The following is a 20643-nucleotide window of genomic DNA, read 5'->3' as shown; positions in this document are numbered from 1 at the left end:
CTACTTAATTTTAGAAAACACGTAAAACATTTCTTCTGCAATTTGCAGACTGCGCTCGCTATATTTTTCCGCCTGTTGTGTTGTCCCATCAAAAGCTTTTGGATCTTCGTAAGTTACAGCAACGCGTTCCTGAGCACCAGCAATAAACGGACAACCGGCATCTGCCTGAGAACATGTCATCACTGCTACAAATCTAGTTTCTGGATTAAAAGCATCATTAAAACGTTTTGAAAATCCTACTATTGGTGGCTCATTATGATCATATTTCACACCATAAACAGGGTTATCACCTTCAGTTATTTTTTGAACTTCAAAACCTGTATTCTCTAAAGTTTCTGCAACCATAGGAAACATGGCCGTCGCTTCTGTACCTCCTGAATAACAATATACGGTCTTAAAATTGTAATAAAATGCTGCTGTTTGTGCCCATACTTGGCATAGATGACTACGTCTCGAGTTATGCGTGCAAATAAAATTTAATCTGGTTTTTATTTTTTTTGAATTCTTTTCTTGTAAAAATTCAATTAAAGGTTTTAATACGTCTTTACGTTCTTCAGATATATTTGAAAAATCAAGGCTCTCAATGTAATTGGCTAATGTAGTATTCATTCTATTTCGTTTTTAACAACAACCTGTATTTGGTGTGCAAGTATTGGCTGGTTTTGTTAATTCTTTTAGGTTTTGTGTTGGTTTTTCTTGTGGTATTCCGCAATTGTCTTTAGCTAAACAATCTGTGAATTTTGACGTTAATTGAAAGACACCTCCAGTTATTTCTAAATTATATTTTTGAATCGTTTCACCTTGATATTCTACTTCAATATCTAAGCTGTCATCCAATTTTAAAACGCGTTCTGATAATTCTATAATCGAAACTAATTTTTCTGGATGTAAACGGTGATCGTAGTCGTCTGCTTCCCATAACTGGAAATTAACTACAGATTCACGTCTTATAGTTCCTCCACAATCAATGAAATTTTTATCAATTTTACCGACTTCTGTCACATGAAAATGACTTGGAACTAAACTTCCGTTTGGTAATTGAAAAGCGATTTGATTTAATTTTTCTAAATGATTTTTAATTTCTAATAGTGTCATAATTAAAATGTATTAATTGTAATATTACGATGATTATATTTAAATTTTTTTAACAGCACTCTGTTTTAGAACAAGCTAGATTTTGATTGAAAAACATATTCAATGTATTCTGAATATCATTCCATTTTTCAATATCTATGCAATAACATACGCTAGTGCCTTCTATCGTGCCTTTTATAAGCCCCATATTTTTAAGCTCTTTTAAATGCTGAGAAATTGTAGGTTGCGCCAACCCTATTTCTTCAACCAAATCCCCACAAATGCAAGTCTTCGATTTTATTAAATACTCTAAAATACTTATTCTTGCTGGGTGACCTAACACTTTTGCAATGCGTGCAATATCGTTTTGTTTATCAGAAAATATTTCAGTCTTAGTAATTCCCATAGTCTCTTTATTTATTCATTGCAATATTACGATTAATAAACTATTCAACAAAAAAAAGATAGTCATTTAACTATCTCTTAATATTGTATACTTATAATTTTATCTACCAATCTATAGGCATATAATCTTTTAAAAATTTTCCACACCAATGTTTACCTGTGTTTATACCATCTATTAAAGGATCCATAACACGAGCAGCACCATCTACAATATCTAAAGGTGGCTGAAAATCGTGCTCTTCAACTTTACGTTTCGATAATTCTGCAGGATCTTCATCTGTAACCCAACCAGTATCAACAGCATTCATAAAAATACCATCTTTTGCCAAAGTTGCAGCCGACGTATGTGTCATCATATTTAAAGCGGCTTTTGCCATATTTGTATGCGGGTGACGATCTTCTTTATGAAAACGGTGAAATTTACCTTCCATAGCAGATACATTTATAATATGTTTCTGGCCTGTATTTTCCAACTGCATAATTGGTGCTAAACGGTTACATAACACAAATGGAGCAACGGCATTTACCAACTGAACTTCTACCATTTCAGTCGTTTCAATTTCACCTAATTTTAATCTCCAGCTATTGGTTTTACGTAAATCTACTTGTTGTAAATCGACATCCAACTCCCCTTCCGGAAAGACTTCACTTGCTTGTAACGAATTATCGAAACTATATGGAATTTGAGATAATTTCGCCGAAGACCTTAACCCTATTCCTGGTTCTGGGCCATGCCAAGTTACAGGCATATTTTTATTATCTGATGCTGTTTGCGTCAACGAATTTAACTCTGTAATACAATCGTAATGATCTTTTAAAACATCTTGAGCAAATTTTGGTAATTGTGCAACCGGCATATCTTCGGCAGCCATTAAATGCTTATAAAATCCAGCTGGACGTCTTACTGTTTGTGCTGCATTATTAATTAAAATGTCTAACCTATCGTATTTCTGTTCAATATAATTACAAAAAATCTCAACACTCGGTATGTGTCTTAAATCTAAACCGTGTACATGAAGTCTGTGTCCCCACTCTGTGAAATCACTTTCTTTAGAAAAGCGCAACGCAGAATCTGCAGGAAAACGTGTTGTTGCTACAACAGTTGCACCTGATCTCAATAACATTAAAGTAATATGATACCCGATTTTTAATCGAGAACCTGTAACCACAGCGACTTGATTCTTTAAATCGGCAGTTTGGAAACGTTTAGCATAATTAAAATCGCCACATTCTGTACACATAGTATCGTAAAAATGATGCAATTTAGTATACACTTTTTTACATACATAGCAATTTCTAGGCGATTCTAACTCAAGAGTGGTATCTTCTTTTTTAGTTAAATCTATTAATTTAGGAGCCACAAATATAGGATTTTCACGCGCAGAACGTATTCCTGTTTCTTTACGCGCATGCTTGTCCCTTTCAATCATTTTGCGTTTGGCTGCTTTTTTTGCATCCTTACGTCGTCTTGTAAATTCATCTTTATTTGGGCGGGTAATTTGTCCAGCAGCTTTCATTAAAGCAATACGTTTCTCTTCCGGAAGTTCAAACAACTGGTTGGTGTCATCCACCAATTGTTCTAACATAGCAATACATAGATCAACCTGATCTTGACTTAATGCCGTGTTTTGTTCTTCTTCATTGACCTTCATAATCCTAAACTTTAAGGGCGCAAATATAGTTTTAATTTTAGTTGAAAACGGATTTTAAGAGGCACTAAATCTCAATTTTTACATACAAAAATACACAGCTGTTTTAGAACTCGACCACTTTTTATTGATATCGTCCCTAAATTAATATCTAGGACATTTCATTCAACTATGTTAAAAACAAATTCACTTTATAAAGCATTCAGTAAATTAAATGAGTCAAAAAAATATCAGAATGAATCCATTAATCGGCAATAGCTTCTATACTTTTGAAAAATCTAAAGTATTTGCAATTGTATTTTACCGATCATTAAATAATTTAATCGTTTTTTTTATTATTTTTTTTAAGGGTTATCCTACAACAAATCAAATCCTTAGACTATTAATGTTAAAAAACCAGTATTTAAAAAAATCTATAACCCTTTTTTAATCGTAGATATAACAAACCTAAAATAGAAAATTATGAAAAGAATTTCAATCGGAATAGTTACTTTATGTTTAATGGCCTCTTGTGTTTCCAAAAAGAAATATGTTGCTTTAGAGCACGAAAACGGAGAAATAAAAAGTGAATTAACAAAAACGACTGTTGAAAAAGAAGAATTAGAAGCTAAGTTTAGCGAAATTCAATCTCGAGTTGATGCTTACAATACCAAAATTAATTCTTTAACAGAACAAAACGATTCTCAGTTAGTTGCTGTTGGAGATGTTGCTGTAATTTCTAATGATACTAGAAAGAGCATGCGTGAAACATTAAAAAATGTTGATCCTGCAAAACTAAGTGAAGCTAAAACGCTTAAAGATTCAATGAATCTTGCCGTGTCTTACAACCTACAAAAATCGTTAGATAACAGTTCTTTCAATGAAGATGAAGATATTGCTATAGATATAAACGAAACTGTAGTTATGATTTCAATCTCGGACAAAATGCTTTTTAATACAGCAAGTTATAGAGTGAGTAATAAAGCTAACGGAATACTTCAAAAAATAGCAGATGTAATTAATTCTGAACCTAGCATTGAAGTGATGGTTGAAGGACATACAGATTCTAGAAGCATACATACCGGGGCGATTAGAAATAACTGGGATTTAAGTGTCTTAAGAGCAACATCTGTGGTAGATAAATTACAAAAAGATTACGGTGTCGCTCCTGAAAAAATGATTGCTGCTGGCCGTAGTAGCTATCACCCATTGGCTGAAAATGATTCTAATGAAAATAGAGCAAAAAACAGAAGAACACGAATTGTAATTCTTCCAAACATTGATAAATTCTTTGCGTTGATGAATTCTAATCAATAAGAGTATAGCATATTTTAATTATAACAAAAAAAGACTACCTAAAGGTGGTCTTTTTTTGTTATAATAATAATTAAGGGATAAAAAAATCAGCATTCTCGGAATTATGAATTCCTTAACTTCTTTAATATTAGAAATGGAGGCACAAACCTTTAATTTTATGAGCAGAATCAATGCTTAAATAGTTATTTAAACAACGTAATTATAATAGTTCATATAATGTATTACCGATTTTAAACAACTACATATATTAAGTTTAAGTTTTGATAAAGATTGACAATAACGCTAGTTGACAAAATTAGATAGACTATAAAGAAAACCTAAGACATGACTATTCTACTTTTATATTTTTAGACTAATTTTATTGAATTATTTTGAGTCATAAAACAGTTTTAAGATATTAGCACCATTATTTTTTAAAGAATACTTTGAATATGAAAAAAACAATAACGCCATGGAAACGTTTTATTAAACTCTTAAATCTAGATAAAAAAGATATTCGTCAAATTTTTTATTACGCCATTTTTGCAGGATTAGTCGCCTTAACACTACCTTTAGGGATACAAGCCATAATAAACTTAATTCAAGGTGCGCAAGTATCTTCCTCTTGGATTGTTTTAGTAATTGCTGTAACACTGGGTGTTGCTTTTCAAGGTATTTTGCAACTCATGCAAATGCGAATTTTAGAATCTATTCAACAAAAAATTTTCACAAGAGCTTCTTTCGAATTTGCCTATAGATTTCCTAAAATAAAAATGAAAGATCTTTATAATACCTACCCACCAGAATTAGCTAATCGTTTTTTCGATATATTAATGATTCAAAAAGGACTCTCTAAAATTTTAATTGATTTCCCAGCTGCTGCACTTCAAATTATATTTGGGCTTATTTTATTGTCCTTTTACCATTCATTCTTTATTTTATATGGTCTTTTATTAGTACTTCTAATTTATATCGTGTTTCGATTTACCGCAGAAAAAGGTTTAGAAACAAGTTTATTAGAATCTAAAAACAAATACAAGGTTGCGCATTGGATTCAGGAAATTTCTCGTTCTTTAATAAGTTTTAAATTGTCCGGAAAAACATCTTTAGCTATGGATAGAAACGATTATTTAACGTCCAAATATTTAGATGCTAGGGAAAATCACTTTAAAATTTTATTGGTTCAATTTATGCAACTTATCGGTTTTAAAGTACTAGTAACAGCTGGATTATTAAGTATAGGTGGATTATTAGTAATAAATCAACAAATGAATATTGGGCAGTTTGTCGCTGCAGAGATTATCATATTATTGGTTATAACCTCTGTCGAAAAACTAATTCGTGGTTTAGAATCCTTTTACGATGTACTTACGTCTTTAGAAAAAATTGGACAGGTAGTCGATAAGGAGTTAGAAGCGCAAACAGGAGAAAATCCTTTTAAAATCGAACGCGAATTAAAGATAGAGTTAGATAAGCTAACCTATCGTGATCCTGAAAATTATAAAGTATTAAGTCAGATTTCCTTCAAAATCCATCAAAGTGATCGTATTATTTTAGAAGGTAAATCTGGTTCGGGTAAAACAACACTGCTAAAAATCTTATCTGGCTTATTAACACCTACCTATGGTGCATTTTATGTAAACGATGTATCGATGATTGGTGTCTACCCAAATAAGTACAGAACCTTTGTGGGGCAAGTACTGCCTTCTCAACTCCCTTTTGAAGGAACTATTTTAGAGAATATAACTTTTGGGAGATCGGATGTATCTCAAGAACACCTTCACGAGGTTTTAAAAAATACAGGATTGTTAACTTTTATAAAAACACAACCCAATGGTATAGACACCCTGTTAGATTCAGAAGGTCAACAAATTCCTTTTACCGTATCTAAACGTATATTATTAGCACGAGCCATCGTACACCAACCAAAATTATTATTGTTAAAAGATCCTCTAGAATATTTTGAAAATGAAGAAGCCGAACAGTTAATTAAATACTTAACAAGTAAAGAACGACCTTGGGCTTTGGTTGTTTCTAGTCAGAATACACAGTGGTGGAAATATTGTAATAAAACCATAGAAATTTCTAACGGTCTAATAATTAATAACACGACTATATAATGTTAAATATCTCAAAAAACAAACTTAATCAGAAAGTGTCTTTAAAGAAATTTAGCTCGTATAAAAAAGCTTTTACTGATAAGAACAACAAGGTTTTTAATAAGTTATTAATCATTTTTAGTATAGTAATACTTATCATAATGTTTCTACCATGGACACAAAATGTAAGCGGAAGAGGTTTTGTAACTACACTTACTCCAGATCAGCGGCCTCAAACCATTCAATCTCCTATTCCTGGACGAATCGAAAACTGGTTTGTTATGGAAGGCGAATATGTTAGTAAAGGAGATACATTGTTACATATTTCTGAAATTAAAAATGAATACCTAGACCCCGATTTGGTTAATCGAACCAATTTACAAAAGGATGCAAAAATTAAATCTGTATCGTCTTATAAAGAGAAAACAAATGCCTTAGACCGACAGATTGTAGCTTTGCATAACGAAGAACAATTAAAATTATCGCAAGCAAAAAACAAATTAAAACAAGCGCGTTTTAAAGTGGTAAGTGATAGTATGGATTTAGAAGCCTATAAAAACAACTTAATTGTTTCTGAAAGTCAATTTGTAAGAACACAAACCTTGCAAGACGAAGGATTAAAATCTGTTTCTGCTGTCGAGGAAAAGCGTGTAAAATTTCAAGAAGCTCAAGCGAAACGTATTGCAGCAGAAAACAAGTTACTAACTAGTGAAAATAACATTTTAAATGCACAGATAGAAATTAGTAGAATATCTGCTGAATATGCCGATAAAATTGCAAAAGCAAATAGTGATAAATATACCGCAGAAACGTCTCAATATGATGCAGAAGCCCAAGTTTCAAAATTAGAAAATCAATCTACGAATTACCAAATGCGTAATGCGATGTATTACATTAAAGCTCCTCAAGATGGTTATATTACAAAAGCCATTAAAGGAGGTATTGGTGAAACATTTAAAGAAGGAGAGCAAATTGTTGGAATTATGCCTGCCAATTACCAACTAGCAGTAGAAACTTTTATTAATCCAATTGATTTACCATTATTGCATATAAATGATGAAGTCCGAATTCAATTTGATGGTTGGCCTTCTATTTTCTTTAGCGGTTGGCCAAACTCCTCTTACGGAACGTTTGCGGGTAAAGTGGTGGCAATAGAATCTTTTATAAGTCCGAATGGGAAATTCAGAATACTTATCGCCCCATTATCTGAAGCACACGCTTGGCCAGAAAAAATTAGTATTGGTTCTGGAGCTTATACATTTGCTCTTTTAGAAGATGTTCCGATCTGGTTTGAATTGTGGAGAAATTTAAACGGTTTTCCTCCTAACTATTATCAACCCGCACAAAGCGATAACTCTAAAGGCACTAAATAATGAGAGTATTCTTTTTAGTTTTATTTATACTAGGCAGTGGTTTTTCCTTTTCAGTAATCGGACAAACTCAAATGCCATCAGAAGTCTTAACATTCGAAGAGTTCTTAGGTTATGTGAAAAAATATCACCCTGTAATGAAACAAGCTGATATCGCATTAAGTTCTGGTGAAGCTAATCTTTTAAAAGCACGCGGGGGTTTCGACCCAAAAATTGAAGTCGATTATAGCAGAAAGACATTTGATGGTACAGAATACTACGATATCTTTTATTCTACTTTTAAGATTCCTACATGGTATGGGATAGAATTTAAAGCCAATTATGAAAACAATACAGGGTATTATTTAAATCCGAGTTTAACTGTTCCAGAAGACGGATTATACAGTGCAGGAGTCTCCTTCTCTCTTGCTCAAGGATTATTGATAGATGATCGCATGGCAACATTAAAAAAAGCAAAATATTTTAAAGAACAAACACTTGCAGAACGCGATTTAATAATTAATAATGTGCTATTCGAAGCAAGTAAAGCCTACTTTAATTGGGTACAAGCTAGTAAAGAACAACTCATTTATAATTCCTTTCTTGAAAATGCTCAAACACGGTTAACAGCAATAGAGCGCAGTGTCAGCGTTGGAGATTTAGCCGAAATAGATATTACAGAAGCTAGAATTACGTATTTAAATAGGCAGTTAGGATTAGAAGCTGCAAATTTAGAAACGACCAAAACCAAATTAGAACTGAGCAATTATTTATGGATAAACGATATTCCAATGGAGATTCAAGCTGGCATTTATCCAGAAGCTCCGTCGCTAGAAAACCTTAGATCTTCATTACAATTAGAACATATAGAAAACAAGGAAGTACTACTTGATTTACATCCAAAAGTGATGAGCTTAAATGCTAAAATCGAACAATTAGATGTTGACAAGTTTTATAAGAAAACAAAATTATTACCGAAGTTAGATTTACAATATAATTTTCTATCTCAAGATGCCGATCAATTAGATTCGTTCAATACGGCAAATTACAAAGCTTATGTTAATTTTAGCATGCCCTTGTTTTTAAGAAAAGAACGCGGTGATTTACAACTCGCCGAATTAAAACTACAAGATGCAAAATTCGATCGCTTAAGTGCGATTTTAAATATAAAAAATAAAACTGAATCTATACAGGCGGAAATTAAATCCCTAGCACTGCAAAACGAAATCGTTACTATTATGGTTACCGATTATGAAACTATGGTAAATGCCGAAGAACGAAAATTTGATTTAGGAGATAGTTCATTATTTTTAATTAATTCTCGTGAACAAAAATTAATAGACGCCCAATTAAAAGCAAATAACTTAGCGACCAAACATTTAATTGCCATAGCAAAACTTTACAACAGCTTGGGACTATCTATTTAGCAAAGAAAGTAAAAATAGTATTTCATCAAAAATAGTTAGCAACCCATTTTAGCTTTATTATATTTACAAAAAATTAATTTCCTATGAATTTACTATTAAAATCACTCCGCATAGTTGGCTTCTTAGAAGGTATTTCTTATTTGCTTCTATTAGGTGTTGCCGTTCCTATTAAATATTTATTAGATGATCCTCAACATGTAAAACTATTAGGAATGCCACACGGTTTATTATTTGTTGCTTATGTTGTTTTAGCGATAGTAGTTGGAGTGGAATTAAAGTGGAGTAAAAAAACAATAGGATTGGTTTTACTTGCTTCTATAGTTCCTTTTGGAACTTTTATTGCTGATAAAAAATTTTTTAAAATTGCTTAATATATGCCTAACTTAACTTATTATTTTTACAATCATTTTCTATCACTTGGTATTTCAGAAGTCTCTGCATCTTATTTAAACATGGCAGCACTTTTAGTTATATTAATAGTACTTGTGTTTATTTCAGATTTTATTGCTAGAAAAATATTACTACAGGCCTTTTCTACATTTGCACTAAAATCTAAAACTAAATTCGACGATTTATTAGTAAACCATAAAGTACCAAAAAACGTTGCCCATATTGTTCCTTTAATTATTGCATTAAAATGGATAGATGTTGTTTTTATAGACTTTCCTACTTTCGAAAGTGCAATAGAACTACTTTTAAAATTATATTGCGTTGTCCTCGTTATTTGGATTATTAGAAGTGTATTAAATACTTTAGAATCTTATTTTAAAACACTTCCTAGATTAAGAGATAAACCCATAGATAGTTATATACAAGTTCTTATGCTATTTCTTTGGTTAATAGGTATTGCTCTAATTTTTGTTATGGCATTCAATATTGATATTGGTAAATTTTTCACCACTTTAGGTGCGGCGTCTGCTGTTTTATTATTAATATTTAAAGATACTATTCTTGGTTTTGTTGCGAGTATACAAGTGGCTATTAACGACACTGTTAGAATTGGAGATTGGATTACCATGGAGAAGTTTGATGCAGATGGTACTGTTGTTGAAATTAACCTAAACACACTTCAGGTACAGAATTTTGATATGACTATTACATACATACCAACTTACTCTTTGATTTCTGAGTCCTTTAAAAACTGGAGAGGAATGAGTAGTTCTGGTGGAAGACGAATAAAACGTGCAATTATTATTAAGGCGAAAAGTATTCATTATTTAACAGATGAAAAAGTTGAAGAACTTAAAAAAATTCAACTACTCTCAGAGTATTTAACGCAAAGACAAGAAGACATTACGGCATATAACACCAACAATAATGCGGATAAATCGGTACTTATAAACGGAAGAAATCTGACCAATTTAGGTGTGTATAGAAAATACATTCAAAGTTATATTGAAAATCATTCAGCTATAAATAAAGACATGACCATTATGACGAGACAGCTAGCGCCTACTCCTCAAGGTCTTCCTTTAGAGATTTATGCGTTTAGTAGCGATAAACGCTGGCAAAACTACGAATACATCATGTCTGATATATTTGACCATAGTATTTCTGCTGTCACCTATTTTGATTTAGAAATTTATGAACTTTCTAATTATGTTCCTGAATCTTAAGAACACCAAAATCTAAAACATGAAAAAGTCGAGCATAATGCTCGACTTTTTTTTAGCATAAAAACTGACGAAATAACAAGAGAACCTTCAGTTTAGATTACATCAAATGTAACATACACAATGCTTTCTTTTAAAGACAAACAACTTACACGAGTATCATATATATGCTTTTAATGTTGTAAGCTGTTTTCCTTATACTTCACATGGTATTTATTAATTGAATCTTGAGCCTTGTTATATTTTTTATCAGATAAATAGAATTTGTATTTCATTCCTTTTTTATTATCGTCTACAACATTTACAAAAACCTTTTTACCTGTTTCTTTATATGGTTTTTTAGCAGGAATAGTGTCACTATCCCGACTTTTAAGATTAGATAAAGGTATCGCGGTCCATAAATTTGTTGAGGCCGTACCAAACCCCAAATACCCAGATACATATAAATCGAATGCTGTCGACTGTATTTCCATTACAGGGAATTCAATGGTATTGTTCTCCAAATACAAGACGTTATCAATGGGTGAAAACCGAATATCTTCGACTCGTTTTTTCTTGAAAATTTTATTTCCAATCTTAATAATGGGTTCAAAACCTTTTAATTCCAAATCCTGAATATTAAACCCAATACGTCCTTTTAGTTTATTAGAAACCACACCTACACTATCAATAATATGACCTTGAATACGACTATCTAGATTCACTTTTCCTTCAATTTTATCGGCTTGCTTTAACGATGGTGTATTAAAATAATCAAAGGAAATTAGAAGTTTTTCTAAATCAATTTTATCCGTAGTCACATCAATTGAAAATTTAGTTTTATAAGGATCCTTAATATTTAAAAGTGCATCTAGAGAGACTTTACCTTTATGAAAATCGAAAGCCGTTTGATTTAAATGAAATACGTTTTCATTTTCAAAATAAAAACCAGATTTGAAATCATTTAAGGTGAATTTCTTATATATTAATTTATCAATAGTTATTGATAAATCTGGTTGAAATTTATGATATAGATCTTTAGCCGCATATTTAAAACCTTGTTTATTGGTCTTTATTTTGTTTTTATGTTCGCTATCTGTATGGTTAAAAATCTTCATAAATTCAACCCATTGCAAATGATTTGAATGTATATTTATTTTTGAGCTCATCTTATCATTATTCCCACTAATTTCTGGAATAACAGAAGTGATATTCTTTAACGATCCAGAAAGTTTTATGGTATCTCTGGCTGGCAAGGCAATATTCAAAGATTTAAGAAAAGCATCATCATTTTTAATATCTAATTCAAAATCAGAAAATGGGAGGTTTATTTTATTGGGTTTATAAACAAAAGCACCATTATTTATTTTAACCGTTGCAGAAGAAGAGCGAACCAATTTATTTATTTTTTCAATATCACCTTCAATTTTTGCAGACATTTCAATAGTCCCGCCTTGAAGTAAAAACGTATTATTATTTAGTGTTTTATTTAAATCTTCTGGCGAAAAAAAGGCCTTAAAATCAACATTTATATTAGTACTTACAGATTCTGAAATATCGATATAAGCTTCAAGTTCCGCTTTACTACTTTTGTTATAATCAAAACTACTACCATTTAAAACCAAAGTATCATTAGGTTCAAAATATATCCCAGTAGAAAAATTATTTATAATAAACACATTTTTATATTCAAATTTATCAATTTTGACATCTAATTTGGGGTTAAAACTGGTCTGAATACCACGTAGAATTTCTTTAATTCGGGACATTGTAGAATCGGGATGAATATGCCTTTCAGATTCATCTCCTTTTTTAAAAAAACTCACAAAATCATCCCATTGTAATCTATCAGAATGAAGATTAATAAAAGAATTAATCTGTTTTGTATTCTTTGAATAAAGAAACGCACTAAAATTATCCAATTTTCCGGAGAAATTTAATTTATCTTTTAAACCAATACCTATTTCTAGGTTATTTAAGATTGCCAAATTGTTTTTAATTTCGACATCTAATAAATCAATTGGCACAGTTAAATTACTAGGTTGGTAAAATACGCTACTGTTTTTTAATCTTAAATTACCATTTAATGCATTTAAAAAATTCTCTATTTGAAGTATATCTCCATGAACATGTCCTTGTAAATTAAAAGTGCCTCCTTTAAAAAAGAAGGTATTACTTTTAAATATATCGTTCAAGATTTCTGAAGTTCCCGTTACAATAACATCAGAATCTATTAAAATTTTTTCAGCATCGGATAAATCAAGGGAGGCTTGGAGATTGACACGTCCTCCTCGGGTTTCAAAAGAGGTGTTTTTAAGATGAAGATGACTTTCATCTCTAAACCCCAAAACGGTTTTTAAATCACTAATTTCATATGTTTTATATTCAAAATCCTTAATATCTACAACTAAAGTTGGATCGAATCTTTGATATATTTTTCTGGTTATATTCGATAATACATCTGCCGGTTCTTTTAGATTACTTTTAGTGCTTTTATTAGAATTTTCAAAAAGCGTCATAAAATCTATCCATCTTAATGTATTGGATTTTATTAAAAACTGAGTGGTCGCTGAAATTTCAGGATTAGGAATTAATATTGAAGAAAAATGAGATACTTCACCAGATATATTAATGTCATCAGAAAAAGTCAAAGGGACTATTAGCGTGTCCAACACCGCTCGATCCTCTTTAATAATAACATTAATCTGTTTTACAGGGATAGCGAGCTTGTCTTCAAGATCAAAGAGACTCGTGTTTACAACTTTTAAATTGATATTTGATTGCGTTAATAAATCGACAGTAGATGTGGCATCGCCTTCTAGATTAGCAATTAAATTATAGTGTCCTTTTTTAAGTGTAAAAACGGGTGACTTTATAAATGAAATTAAATTTTCTGGTACCCCTTCGGCCTTAAATAGACCTTTAATTTTTGCTTCGTCTTCAGGTGTACTTATTAATTCCCCATGAATCAATTCGAAATTAGATTCTTTATACTTTCCGGTTATAGAATCAAATATAAGCTTTATATCCTTTTTACTCTCAGTTTTTGCACGCTCGTCATCATATATTCTGTTCGTAAAACTTCCTGTAAAAGACAAATCGGTCAGATCAAAACGGTTATATAAAAGTGCTTTATTTTTTACACTATTAAATTTTATATGCACTAACGGATTTGACAAAGGCACAAAACTTCCTTGAATTGTGGTTTGAGTGAAAAAAGCCTGTGAAATTTTATACTTTTCAAGCTTTAATTGTATATGTTCGGGTATAAGGCTTAAAGTGGTGTTGTATTCTGTCTTTTCATTTTCAATCTTGAATAGAAAACCACCGGGTTCTGAAGTATCAAAATCTGCAGTTAATTTAAATATCTGCTCGTTTATTGATAAATCAAAGCTAGGAATATGTATTTTATTATCAGTCCGGTCTATTTCGGGATGCATGATGCCTTTAACATTGGAATCTTTTAGATAACTTCCTTTATCGAGGTTAAATCCTAATTGCGTTACATGAGCATCAAAATCTAAGGAAGAGGTTATACGTTCAGGGCCTATTATTAAATTGGAAGAGACTTTATTTATCTTAAATTTAAATCTTTTTGGACGAGGAATATTTTGTATATCAACAGTAAAATTTTCAATACTAAAGTCCATTTTATATGGATTGAAGGAATCAGGTATTACACTTTTTTTAGTTTGAAAATCTTTTTTAGTGCTTAAGGAATCAGTATCTTCTTTATAGATAACGGAATTATAGTACGCATTTTCAATACGCAATGATTTTACCTGAATTTCCTTTTTTAATAAATGTCTTATAGACAGCTTCAAATAGAGGTTTTCGGCTTTTAAACGGTTAGTTTTGTTGGCTGTAGAATCCAAAATAATCATGTTTTGGACGTGGAAAGCTGGATTAGTGAAATTGCCCCAAATTTTTAAGTTTATGTCATCAAAATGAACTGAGCCATTATGATTTTCTGTAATCGTATTTACAATAAAGTTTACAACTTCCACTTTATGCCGTTTAACATAAAAATAGATCCCTCCAAAAATAATTCCTAAACTTAGAATTAAACCAATACTTATTTTTGTTATTTTTTTTAACATGAACTAATTCACTAATTATAAACAAATCTAAACCAAATTTTAATCTGTCGTATTATGAATACCATAAATTAGCCCTAAATTTCTTACCAAATACAATAAAGTAGATTTAATTTTATTGCATAAAAAAAAGCCTTCCATATTATGGAAGGCTTTTAAGTTTTAAATAGTTAGAAAAATTATTTCCCTTCCATTTTATCTTTAAGAGCTTGTAAAGCATCGTTAGCATCACCTAAAGTTGGTTTAGCTTCTGAAGCTTGAGCTGATTGTTTTTTAACAGCAGCTTTTACATTTGCAATCTCTTCTTCTTTAAAAATAGCAGTATGCGAAGCAACTACTCTTTTAAATTCTTTGTTAAATTCAATGATTTTGAATTCAGCAGAATCTCCTTTACCAAGTTTCTTACCATCTTCTTTCTCTAAATGACGAGAAGGAACAAAAGCAACGATATCTTCGTTAAAGTCGATTGTAGCACCTTTATCTACTACTTCAGCAATTTCAGCAGTGTGTACAGTTCCTACAGCAAATTCAGTTTCATACTTATCCCAAGGATTAGGAGTCGTTTGTTTATGACCTAAAGATAATTTACGTCCTTCAACATCTAACTCAAGTACAACAACTTCTAATTTATCTCCAACAGCACAGAATTCTGATGGATGTTTAATTTTCTTAGTCCAAGATAAATCAGAGATATAAATTAATCCGTCAATTCCTTCTTCTAATTCAACAAATACACCAAAGTTTGTAAAGTTACGTACAATACCTGTGTGCTTAGAGCTTAATGGGTATTTAGTAGTAATGTCAGTCCAAGGATCTGGAGTTAATTGCTTAATACCAAGAGACATTTTACGCTCTTCTCTATCTAGAGTTAAGATAACAGCTTGAACTTCGTCTCCAACAGATACGAAATCTTGAGCTGAACGTAAATGTGTAGACCAAGACATTTCAGAAACGTGAACTAAACCTTCAACACCTTCTGCAACTTCGATAAATGCACCGTAATCTGCGATTACAACAACTTTACCTTTAACTTTATCTCCAACTTTTACTTCTTCACCTAAAGCATCCCAAGGGTGCTTAGATAATTGCTTAAGACCTAATTGGATTCTTGATTTATCTTCATCGAAGTCAAGAATAACAACGTTTAATTTTTGATCTAATTCAACGATTTCGTTAGGGTGATTAATTCTAGACCAAGAAAGATCTGTAATGTGAATTAATCCGTCTACTCCACCAAGGTCGATAAATACACCGTAAGAAGTAATGTTTTTAACAACACCTTCTAATACTTGACCTTTTTCTAATTGACCAATAATTTCTTTTTTCTGTTCTTCAATATCAGCTTCAATAAGCGCTTTATGAGACACAACAACGTTTTTAAACTCATGGTTGATTTTCACAACTTTGAATTCCATTGTTTTGTTTACATACTGATCGTAATCTCTAATTGGCTTAACATCGATTTGAGAACCTGGTAAGAATGCTTCAATACCAAATACATCAACGATCATACCACCCTTAGTTCTACACTTAACAAAACCGTTAACGATTTCACCAGTATCATGAGCGTTATTTACGCGATCCCACGCTTTAATTACACGAGCTTTTCTGTGAGATAATACTAATTGACCAGTTGCATCTTCACGCACATCAATTAATACTTCTACTTTGTCACCAACAGCTAATCCTGGATTGTAACGGAATTCGTTTAACGAAATTACACCTTCAGATTTTGCGTTGATATCAATAATAGCATCACGGTCAGAAAGGTGTACTACCGTTCCTTCTACTACTTCGTCATTTAATGTGTCAACGAAATTTTCTGCTACTAATTTTTCAAATTCTTGTAATTGCTTATCATCAACTTCGTCAATACCTTCTTGGTAATTGTGCCAGTTAAAGTCTGCTAAGAATTTTTCAGGGTTTGCTTGAGCTTCAGATACTTTTGGAGCTTCTACATTTTGTGCTTCAGTTGCTTCAACTTCAGCTTGATTTGCTTTTTCAGCCATTTAATAAATTTTAATAACGTAGTTGTTATTGCTTTCGCGTAAACTAATCTACATTACATCTTGTATCCTATATGTTCTTGGAAGAATTATGCGACAAACACATAGAAGTGTTATATATAATTTTTTCAGTTCCTCTTATCTTTCCAACTGTCGCTAAAAGGAGTGCAAAATTAATTATATTTTTTAAAATAGCCTAATTATTGTTATTTAAATTAATCTACTGAAAACAAGTGTTTTAATATCTAATTTAAACTTTAATAAAAGAGTTGAATTCTTCTGTTCTATTACAGCTGAAACTTAAGAAACTATTGGCATCAGTTTTTACAAAAATCACTGATCAAGTTTAGCTCTTTGTTTCAATTCTTTTTTAGTAAACTCTTCAGTTATGATGGCTTCATTAATTGCTGCAGAATAACTTTTCTTTGCCTCTAATTGGAGCACACCCGCTGTTGTTAAGAAATATGGATTTATAAACTCATTTTTACGATTACTATCACTAATATCTTCAGTCAAATTTTTATCTCGTTCTTGCGTTTTAAAATATACAGCTAATCGTAATTGATACTTATCTCTCTTATCGTATCGAGCAGTTTCACCTAATGGCATATTGGGATATACAATATCGCCAAGTTTTGCATTTATTTAGTTTCGATCAAAACCTTCATACTTAGCAAGCGTCCCATCAAGGTGCTCTACGATTATTTTATTCCGTTCACTAGAATACGAATATACCTTAGTTGTATCAATTTTATGTTCTTTTTCAACCCGTACAACAATTCCCTTACGGATAGCTGTAATGGTCACTACGCTATCTGACATAAAAACAAAAGATCTATAATTTTCAGGATCATCTTTATTCAAATATTTAGTATTAACGTGTTTTAAATCTCTACACTCCAGATTTAATCCTTCCTTATAAGGTAATGCATAGGTAAACAAACTATCAACTTTTGGATTTGTTGCTCCAAGCGAATATTTATAACGATACGAAAAAGTAATGGATCTTTTAGAATCGGTTGGATCTAAAGTAAACAGAGAACCGCTAGAATTGTTTACAACATAATTTAGTTTAGGTGCAAATGTGTTGTTAATATCATTAACTTCAATTGTTACGGTATAACTTCCTGGCAATTCCTTAGTGTAATTACACGTTAAACTTTTGTCATCATTTCTTTTGAGTTTTAGTTCTATGGCTTTGTTTTGAGAGCACATAGTAATGCTCACAATTAATGATACAACAATTAATAATGTGTATTTCATTTTTGGTTAGTTAGGTTGTTCATTAAGTAAAAATGTCACATTTTTTTTAAGAAATATTATTACTTAATTAAGTAATAAAATCATAATACAACACAACCAATTTAATAAAAATTTATTTATTTTATCCCTTTTATTAATTCGAAAAGTTTCAACTTTTAATAGAAAAGTAATATCTTGTAATCATAAAAAAGTAATTTATTATGACAGCAAAAGCAAAATATCAAGACGTTCTTGATTTAGGAGAATCACTTAGCATTCAAGACGGGAACGTATCTGAAGAAAATGGTGTTTTAAAAGTTAAAGGTACAGCTAAAACACAGTACGAGAAAAACATAATGTGGGATAAAATTAAAGCTATTGGAGGAGAAAGTCCAACTGATATTATTGCCGACATTAGTGTTGCAGACACAAGTGTTTTTCACAGACATACTGTAAAAAGCGGCGATACTTTAGGGAAAATAGCAAAACAATATTATGGAAATGCTTCAAAATATCAAGATATTTTTAAAGCGAATTCTGATATTCTTAAAAATCCAGATTTAATTTATCCAGATCAAGAATTAATTATTCCAAATTTATAATTGTAAAAAGTTCAATATATCAAGAGCAATCCATTAGATCGCTCTTGATATTATTTATTATTTAAAATCGATTTTACAAGTTTTAAAATATCCTCAAACTGTTCTTCTATAGTAGCGTTAGAATTATCGATAGCTATTGCATCATCAGCTTTCATTAATGGGGAATCTTCTCGTGTACTATCTAAATGATCTCGCTTTTGTACATTCTCTAAAACGGCTTCAAAAGAAATCTTTTCTCCATTATTTTTTATCTCATTATAACGACGTAAAGCTCGGGTTTCAGCGGAAGCTGTCATAAATATTTTAAGTTCAGCATCTGGAAAAACAACAGTGCCGATGTCGCGACCATCCATAACAACAGCTTTATTTTGGCCAATATGTTTCTGGATTTTCACTAATTGTGCTCTCACTTCGGGAACAGCAGCAACAATACTCACTAGATTTGAAACTTCTAAAGTGCGTATGTTTTTTTCTATGTTTTCAGTATTCAAATAGACCTCTGCAAAACCTAAATCGTCATTAAATTTAAATGATACTTGCGCATTTGGCAATTCTGAAATTAGGAGTTCTCTATTAAAATAGTCTGTAGAAATTATACCATTTTTCATGGCAAAATAAGTTATTGCACGATACATTGCGCCAGAGTCTACATACACATAACCCAATTCTTTAGCCACTAATTTGGCAATGGTACTTTTCCCTGTTGATGAAAATCCGTCAATAGCAATGGTGATATCTTTCATTATTGTAAATCTATATTTATTCCGAAAAAGCTTGAACTTGCTGCACTTGAATATCGTGCATAGGTATAACTAAATCTTACTTTATTCATTTTAATTCCAATTCCTGCCGATAGTCCTGAAAAATTTCTTTCATCAACAATACTTAGCTCCTCTCCTCTTCTAAAACTATACCCTAGTCGAATATTAAATCCGCCTTCTGGAAATAATTCCATTCCAACTATAGTATGTCGCATCACATTTCCTAAAAAGCTAATATCTTCTGATGTGCGATTACCTTCTAAGTCACTTTCTTCTCTTGCCGGATTGGCTACAGCTATTGGCCATTGTTGTAAATTTTCGAAAGTGATATGCCAACGCATCGGAACATTTTCTAGTCTTTGAGAAAAGCCTAAATCTATTTCAAATGGTAAAGGTTCATTTTGGCCAGCATAGGTTGTGATCTGAGTTCCTATATTTCTAAGTACCAAAGCAGCATTAAAATTTATTTTATCGTCTATATAAATCGCTCCTAGATCTACAGCAACTCCAAAGGAAGAATATTGTTCTAATTTAGATGTGATTAATTTTAGATTCGCACCAACATAAAAATCAGATCTTCCTATTTGCGCTGCATAACCTAATGATAAAGCACTCTCGCTTCCTCTAAAGGTTCCCGTTTCATTGCCTTCTTCATCATAACCATCAAACTCACCATAATTCACATAGGTAATCCCGGCATGAAATGTTTGAGTTCGTCTGTCGTAAGTATAAGCATAAGCAGCAGTTCCGTAACTTACAACGCCTAAGTGACTGGTGTAATTTAAAGCCAACTGATTGTCCATTTTTACGTTTATAGTTGCAGGATTATACAAGGCCTGAGTTACATCGTAATCGACATTAGTTAACACCTTGCCTCCTAATGCGGCTTGTCGAGGCGAAGACACAAGATTTAAAAACTGATAAGTAGATTCACCTCCCAACTGAGCAGTCGCAACATAACTACAACAACCAATTAAAAATAATGCTAATTTTTGCCTCATACGGGTGCAAATTAAATAAATCTTATGTTTAAAACGTGGTTTTCTGAATTATATTTTCTAGCAT

At 31.4% G+C, this 20643-nt stretch carries 17 protein-coding genes; 7 read left to right on the top strand and 10 right to left on the bottom strand.

The features are described 5' to 3' along the window. From R6X41_RS06590 to R6X41_RS06575, 4 genes are all read right to left on the bottom strand, one after another. Entirely contained in the window at positions 1 to 609 is a 609-nt protein-coding gene (locus tag R6X41_RS06590; protein WP_318498593.1) for an arsenate-mycothiol transferase ArsC, read from the bottom strand. A 12-nt stretch (positions 610 to 621) separates the two neighbouring features. After that, positions 622 to 1095 carry a DUF6428 family protein gene (locus R6X41_RS06585; protein ID WP_318498591.1) on the bottom strand — a complete coding sequence of 158 codons (474 nt, stop codon included), beginning with the start codon at positions 1093 to 1095 and terminating at the stop codon, positions 622 to 624. Positions 1096 to 1144: 49 nt separating this feature from the next. Continuing rightward, entirely contained in the window at positions 1145 to 1480 is a 336-nt protein-coding gene (locus R6X41_RS06580) for an ArsR/SmtB family transcription factor (protein WP_318498589.1), read from the bottom strand. A gap of 103 nt (positions 1481 to 1583) precedes the next feature. Further along, complete coding sequence (locus tag R6X41_RS06575) at positions 1584 to 3131, bottom strand: SDR family oxidoreductase (RefSeq protein ID WP_318498587.1); 1548 nt, start codon at positions 3129 to 3131, stop codon at positions 1584 to 1586. Positions 3132 to 3590: 459 nt separating this feature from the next. On the opposite strand from R6X41_RS06575, the gene R6X41_RS06570 reads away from it, so the two are divergent. The 6 genes from R6X41_RS06570 to R6X41_RS06545 all read left to right on the top strand — a co-directional run bounded on the left by R6X41_RS06570 (position 3591) and on the right by R6X41_RS06545 (position 10894). After that, positions 3591 to 4424, top strand: coding sequence for an OmpA/MotB family protein (locus tag R6X41_RS06570; protein WP_318498585.1), 834 nt, complete (start codon positions 3591 to 3593; stop codon positions 4422 to 4424). Between the two features lie 431 nt (positions 4425 to 4855). After that, positions 4856 to 6523, top strand: coding sequence for a peptidase domain-containing ABC transporter (locus R6X41_RS06565; protein WP_318498583.1), 1668 nt, complete (start codon positions 4856 to 4858; stop codon positions 6521 to 6523). Continuing rightward, positions 6523 to 7875 (top strand): HlyD family secretion protein, encoded by a 1353-nt coding sequence (locus tag R6X41_RS06560; protein WP_318498581.1) that lies wholly within the window; start codon positions 6523 to 6525, stop codon positions 7873 to 7875. Before R6X41_RS06565 ends, R6X41_RS06560 begins: the two co-directional genes overlap by 1 nt. Then, complete coding sequence (locus R6X41_RS06555; RefSeq protein ID WP_318498579.1) at positions 7875 to 9278, top strand: TolC family protein; 1404 nt, start codon at positions 7875 to 7877, stop codon at positions 9276 to 9278. The genes R6X41_RS06560 and R6X41_RS06555 overlap by 1 nt, the downstream gene beginning before the upstream one ends. A gap of 83 nt (positions 9279 to 9361) precedes the next feature. Next, positions 9362 to 9649: a DUF3817 domain-containing protein gene (locus R6X41_RS06550; RefSeq protein ID WP_318498577.1), complete on the top strand. Its 288-nt coding sequence runs from the start codon at positions 9362 to 9364 to the stop codon at positions 9647 to 9649. 3 nt (positions 9650 to 9652) lie between these two features. Further along, positions 9653 to 10894, top strand: a complete 1242-nt coding sequence (locus tag R6X41_RS06545) for a mechanosensitive ion channel family protein (protein WP_318498575.1) — start codon at positions 9653 to 9655, stop codon at positions 10892 to 10894. Positions 10895 to 11064: 170 nt separating this feature from the next. On the opposite strand, the gene R6X41_RS06540 is transcribed toward R6X41_RS06545, so the two are convergent. The 4 genes from R6X41_RS06540 to R6X41_RS06525 form a co-directional block, all read right to left on the bottom strand. Further along, complete coding sequence (locus R6X41_RS06540; protein WP_318498573.1) at positions 11065 to 14970, bottom strand: AsmA family protein; 3906 nt, start codon at positions 14968 to 14970, stop codon at positions 11065 to 11067. A 176-nt stretch (positions 14971 to 15146) separates the two neighbouring features. Next, positions 15147 to 16976, bottom strand: coding sequence for a 30S ribosomal protein S1 (gene rpsA / locus R6X41_RS06535; RefSeq protein WP_318498571.1), 1830 nt, complete (start codon positions 16974 to 16976; stop codon positions 15147 to 15149). Between the two features lie 330 nt (positions 16977 to 17306). Continuing rightward, on the bottom strand, positions 17307 to 17582 hold the full coding sequence (locus R6X41_RS06530; protein ID WP_318498569.1) for a hypothetical protein: 276 nt from the start codon (positions 17580 to 17582) through the stop codon (positions 17307 to 17309). Positions 17583 to 17618: 36 nt separating this feature from the next. Beyond that, positions 17619 to 18236 (bottom strand): hypothetical protein, encoded by a 618-nt coding sequence (locus R6X41_RS06525; RefSeq protein ID WP_318498567.1) that lies wholly within the window; start codon positions 18234 to 18236, stop codon positions 17619 to 17621. Between the two features lie 200 nt (positions 18237 to 18436). Here R6X41_RS06525 and R6X41_RS06520 point away from each other — a divergent pair, with 200 nt between their 5' ends. Then, positions 18437 to 18817: a LysM peptidoglycan-binding domain-containing protein gene (locus tag R6X41_RS06520; protein WP_318498565.1), complete on the top strand. Its 381-nt coding sequence runs from the start codon at positions 18437 to 18439 to the stop codon at positions 18815 to 18817. 50 nt (positions 18818 to 18867) lie between these two features. Here R6X41_RS06520 and cmk read toward each other — a convergent pair whose 3' ends face one another. Both cmk and porQ read right to left on the bottom strand, forming a co-directional pair. Continuing rightward, a complete protein-coding gene (cmk, locus tag R6X41_RS06515; RefSeq protein ID WP_318498563.1) occupies positions 18868 to 19560 on the bottom strand; it encodes a (d)CMP kinase in 693 nt (230 codons plus the stop codon). Continuing rightward, positions 19560 to 20579, bottom strand: a complete 1020-nt coding sequence (gene porQ, locus R6X41_RS06510) for a type IX secretion system protein PorQ (protein ID WP_318498561.1) — start codon at positions 20577 to 20579, stop codon at positions 19560 to 19562. The genes cmk and porQ overlap by 1 nt, the downstream gene beginning before the upstream one ends. Positions 20580 to 20643 lie beyond the last annotated feature (64 nt).

Source organism: Formosa sejongensis (assembly GCF_033447105.1).
Taxonomy (GTDB): domain Bacteria; phylum Bacteroidota; class Bacteroidia; order Flavobacteriales; family Flavobacteriaceae; genus Formosa.
Note: the sequence above shows the minus strand (reverse complement) of the source record. Positions and strands in the feature narration are given on the sequence as shown.

Bases quoted from the DNA above. Each gene is read 5' to 3' on its own strand.
- R6X41_RS06590 (WP_318498593.1), bottom strand. From the start codon at position 609: ATGAATACTACATTAGCCAATTACATTGAGAGCCTTGATTTTTCAAAT.
- R6X41_RS06585 (WP_318498591.1), bottom strand. From the start codon at position 1,095: ATGACACTATTAGAAATTAAAAATCATTTAGAAAAATTAAATCAAATC.
- R6X41_RS06580 (WP_318498589.1), bottom strand. From the start codon at position 1,480: ATGGGAATTACTAAGACTGAAATATTTTCTGATAAACAAAACGATATT.
- R6X41_RS06575 (WP_318498587.1), bottom strand. From the start codon at position 3,131: ATGAAGGTCAATGAAGAAGAACAAAACACGGCATTAAGTCAAGATCAG.
- R6X41_RS06570 (WP_318498585.1), top strand. From the start codon at position 3,591: ATGAAAAGAATTTCAATCGGAATAGTTACTTTATGTTTAATGGCCTCT.
- R6X41_RS06565 (WP_318498583.1), top strand. From the start codon at position 4,856: ATGAAAAAAACAATAACGCCATGGAAACGTTTTATTAAACTCTTAAAT.
- R6X41_RS06560 (WP_318498581.1), top strand. From the start codon at position 6,523: ATGTTAAATATCTCAAAAAACAAACTTAATCAGAAAGTGTCTTTAAAG.
- R6X41_RS06555 (WP_318498579.1), top strand. From the start codon at position 7,875: ATGAGAGTATTCTTTTTAGTTTTATTTATACTAGGCAGTGGTTTTTCC.
- R6X41_RS06550 (WP_318498577.1), top strand. From the start codon at position 9,362: ATGAATTTACTATTAAAATCACTCCGCATAGTTGGCTTCTTAGAAGGT.
- R6X41_RS06545 (WP_318498575.1), top strand. From the start codon at position 9,653: ATGCCTAACTTAACTTATTATTTTTACAATCATTTTCTATCACTTGGT.
- R6X41_RS06540 (WP_318498573.1), bottom strand. From the start codon at position 14,970: ATGTTAAAAAAAATAACAAAAATAAGTATTGGTTTAATTCTAAGTTTA.
- rpsA (WP_318498571.1), bottom strand. From the start codon at position 16,976: ATGGCTGAAAAAGCAAATCAAGCTGAAGTTGAAGCAACTGAAGCACAA.
- R6X41_RS06530 (WP_318498569.1), bottom strand. From the start codon at position 17,582: ATGCCATTAGGTGAAACTGCTCGATACGATAAGAGAGATAAGTATCAA.
- R6X41_RS06525 (WP_318498567.1), bottom strand. From the start codon at position 18,236: ATGAAATACACATTATTAATTGTTGTATCATTAATTGTGAGCATTACT.
- R6X41_RS06520 (WP_318498565.1), top strand. From the start codon at position 18,437: ATGACAGCAAAAGCAAAATATCAAGACGTTCTTGATTTAGGAGAATCA.
- cmk (WP_318498563.1), bottom strand. From the start codon at position 19,560: ATGAAAGATATCACCATTGCTATTGACGGATTTTCATCAACAGGGAAA.
- porQ (WP_318498561.1), bottom strand. From the start codon at position 20,579: ATGAGGCAAAAATTAGCATTATTTTTAATTGGTTGTTGTAGTTATGTT.